This is a genomic window from Pseudonocardia sp. Ae505_Ps2, from assembly GCF_001932425.1.
Classification (GTDB): domain Bacteria; phylum Actinomycetota; class Actinomycetes; order Mycobacteriales; family Pseudonocardiaceae; genus Pseudonocardia.
Genome location: NZ_MCIP01000001.1, coordinates 2,670,431 through 2,673,859, shown reverse-complemented (window position 1 = coordinate 2,673,859; position 3,429 = coordinate 2,670,431). Strand labels below are relative to the sequence as shown.

Below are 3,429 nucleotides of genomic sequence, written 5' to 3'. Positions count from 1 at the left end.
CGCCCATCCGGCCGGACGCGAGCCGGGAGAGCCCCTCCAGGCAGCGGTGGAAGGCGGTGCGGCTGCCGCCGGGCGGGGTGATGCGGAGCGTGGCGTCGACGCAGACCCACCCGCCCGGCGCGGTCCACCCCACCATCCTGGCCAGCGCGGCGGCCCGGTCGGGCAGGTGCTCCAGCAGGGCGCGGGCGTGCACGAGGTCGAACGAGGCGGCCGGGAAGTCGTCGTGCAGGACGTCGTGCCGCAACGGCGTCAGGTTCGCGACGTCGGTCGGGAGCAGGGTGGTGTCGAGATCGGTGACCACCACCTCGCCCGGCGCACAGCGCCGGGCCAGCCAGCGCCCCACCGACCCGGTCCCCCCGCCCAGCTCCAGGCATCGCCAGCCGGGCATCGGGTCCAGTCCGTCGAGGGCCCGTCGGGAACCTGCGTCGGCGAACTCCTCGTGGGCCCGGAGTCTGCGCAGCTCCAGCGGCTCGTCGTGGTCGAGGTGACCCGCTCCGTAGCCCGCCGTCATGCCGGGCACCCGGCCCCTGCCGAGGGCTCGCCGACCGCCGGTGCGGCGTCCCGTGCCACGACCCGCAGGGTCAGGCCGCGTGCGGTGATGGTGGCCTCCACCGCGGGCCGGAACGGCTCCGGGGAGAGCGGCTCGACGCGCCACCGCCGGAGGACCGCGTGCAGCGCGGTGACCATCTCGGTCAGTGAGGTGTTCTCAGTAGCGGGTTGATCATGTCGTGCGGTCGTACTCGGTGTGGAGTAGTACGAGCGCAGCTGCGATGATCGCGCCGGTGCGCCAGGGACATAGCGTGACTCGCCGCAACGCGGCGAAGGTGGTCTTGAGCAGGGCGTTTCCGCGTTCGGCCAGAGCACGAAGGGCTGAGTGCAGGGTGTTGACGGTGCGCTGGTTGACCGTCTGCCCGCGGCCGGGGGCGAGTTTGATGGGCACGGTGAGCCGGTCGGCTTCGCCTTCGTAGCCGAGGTCGCCCAGCGCGGCGTGGGTGTCGTCGGTGAACGCGGCCAGGCCCTCGAGCAGCCCGGGGTGGGTACGGGCGCAGCGGGTGTCGTGCTCGCGGCCCGGCCGCACGTCGCTGGTCCATAGCGGCCATCCATCAGGTGCGGTGAGGACCTGGATGTTCCCGCCGTGGCGGCGGTGCTTGCCCGACCACCACAGGTCGACCCCGGGGGTGAGGCCGAGCGCGCGGCACCGGTCGGTGGCGATCAGGGTGCCGTCGAGATTCACGTGGGTGGGCCCGGCTGTGCGGGCGGCGAGCAGGGCTCCGTGCAGGCCGGGTGCGGCCGCGGCGAGGACGTCGATGCCTTCGTGCAGGTAACGGTAGGCCGTTGCAGTGCTGATCGCGTTGTCACCGGCCGAACATCGGACCCGGGTAGCATCACAGAACCAGCGGATCACCAGCACTGCCTGGGCGAACGGGGTCAACGCCCGCCGCCGGGTGCCACGTCGACGGCGTTGAAGGACCAGGAGCCGCGCCAGATAGGCCACGGTGCGCTCCCCGATCGGGAGGACAGCGGTGTAGGTGACAGGATCAGACATGCAGGACCTCGGTGACGGTGTCGATCTGTGCTGGACCGAACCGATCTACCGGGGTCCTGCCCCGTTCCCGCTCATCTCACCACCCTCGGCGTGTCGCCACGACCTGCCACCCCGCTACTGAGAACACCTCAGTGAGCCAGGGTTCCGAGCGTCGGCAACGAGAACCCGAGCTCCGATACTCAAGTATCGACCACTTTGATTAGTACCGCACCAGCGTTGAGCTGAACTCGTAGCCGAATTATGCCATCTCAGGTATCGGTCTGGACGATCTCGCACAACTCGCACTGAGCATGCTTGCTGCGCGCTCCGCGATCCACAATGGCGAAAAGCAAGCCTGGTCACTCTTTCCGGATATCTCGCTCAACAGGAGACGACGAGTGCGCACACCAAACGGAACTGCGGGAGGTTTGCAATTCTTGTTCGCGATCTCCGCGACTATAGTCCTCCTGTTCTGTTCTCCCTCTCCTGTCGGCGCAACAGTTCCTAGAGCAGCTACCGAGTCTTCCCCACCTGACACCACAACCGACTGGGAAGCGATGGCAGTCGTACCAGTAGGGCCGGCCGCGGCTGGGCCAGATGGGACAGGAGGGACGTGGAGCGAGGTGCCCCCGCCCGCAGTCGCCATGCCAGCCCCTGCTGACGGTGGTGTGCCGTCGGCGGTGATATCGGGGCCGACGGTTGACAGTGATAGCCCGCCAGCAGCGGCGCCCGGCTACGAAGTCATCGCGGTGGGTCCTGAGGTCCCTCCTGCGCCGTCCGGTCCGCCTCTCGGCGATAGCACGGTGGCGGCAGGGCAGGTCGTGGCTCCGGCTCCGGCTCCGGCTCCGGCTCCGGCTCCGGCTCCGGCTCCGGCTCCGGCTCCGAGGCCACCTTCCCCCACGTCTGTGCCCGCTCTTCCCCACTCACAGCCGAGCAGCACCGCCCCAGCACCAGTGCCTCCTCGCCCTTCGCCCTCAGCGATGCCCTCTGCATCGCCCGTTCCCTCGGTCCAGCCGGTGCTCCCGGGAGGTCCCGGGACGGCGGCAGGCGCGACGCCGTGGGGCGTTCCGGCCGAGATTCATCGTGTGGAGGCAGGAATCGCTCGCTGGACAGCAGTACTGACCGACATCGACGGCGCAATGACATCCGGATCTGATCGCCTCACCGTCGACGACCAGGTCACCATCTTGCACGGGCCGCTGGCCTCCCTTGCCGAGACGCCGGGAGCAGCCGCACCCAGCGGGGCGACAGTCGCGGTCTGGGCGCCGCAGGCGGCGGTCGGCCGATGGGAGATGCGAGTCCGGGTCCAGCCCAGTGCGGATCCGTCCGCCGTCGTGGGCATGGATCTTGTGCCCGTCGGCGGGATCGAGAGCCAGGTCGCCGGTCTAGTACTGCAACGGCAGTTGATCAGCTCGGGGGTCGTTCGCCGCGTCGGCGGTAGTGGCAGTCGCGGGCCTGTTGTTGGCGTTCACGGCGCCAGGTCGACCAGTGCATGACGTGGTCGATGCAGGTGAGCGGGGTGAAGGCGAGCGCGGCGAGGAGACGGCGGATCTCGTTGCCCGACAGCTGAATCAATGCGCGCCGGCTGGCTGAGGATCCCCCTTTTCGGCCTCGCGTGCGTGTTCGGCGGCGCGGGTGACGGCGAGGTAGGCCGCGGTGAGCATGGCCAGGGTGATGTGGGCGTGCCAGGCTCGGTAGGAGCGGACTTGGTAGTGGTCGAGGCCGGCCTCGTTCTTCGCGGTCTGGAAGCATTCCTCAATCGCCCACCGCGCCCCGGCGACTCGAACGAGGTCGCGCAGCGGCGTGTTCGCCGGGGCGGCGCAGCGGTAGAACGCCAGCTCACGGATGGTCTTGCCCTCTGCGGGCTCGGTCTGGCGGCGCACCAGCAGCCAGTGCCCCCAACC

General features: G+C 69.7%; 4 protein-coding genes and 1 pseudogene. All 5 read right to left on the bottom strand.

Annotated features, from left to right (window positions below; all coding sequences use genetic code 11):
* Positions 1-511, bottom strand: a 511-nt coding sequence (locus Ae505Ps2_RS12875) for a class I SAM-dependent methyltransferase (RefSeq protein WP_139320241.1), incomplete at its 3' end; no start/stop codon positions are given.
* Positions 508-687 (bottom strand): hypothetical protein, encoded by a 180-nt coding sequence (locus Ae505Ps2_RS12870; protein ID WP_075308024.1) that lies wholly within the window; start codon positions 685-687, stop codon positions 508-510. The genes Ae505Ps2_RS12870 and Ae505Ps2_RS12875, both read right to left, overlap by 4 nt.
* Before the next feature lie 34 nt (positions 688-721).
* Complete coding sequence (locus Ae505Ps2_RS12865) at positions 722-1,546, bottom strand: transposase family protein (RefSeq protein WP_075553651.1); 825 nt, start codon at positions 1,544-1,546, stop codon at positions 722-724.
* Between the two features lie 1,386 nt (positions 1,547-2,932).
* The gene (locus tag Ae505Ps2_RS31995; RefSeq protein WP_170917006.1) at positions 2,933-3,100 is read right to left on the bottom strand and encodes a hypothetical protein; all 168 of its coding nucleotides are present in this window, start codon (positions 3,098-3,100) and stop codon (positions 2,933-2,935) included.
* Positions 3,097-3,429: pseudogene (locus tag Ae505Ps2_RS12860) on the bottom strand (IS701 family transposase); the annotation flags it as partial. The gene Ae505Ps2_RS31995 and the pseudogene Ae505Ps2_RS12860, both read right to left, overlap by 4 nt.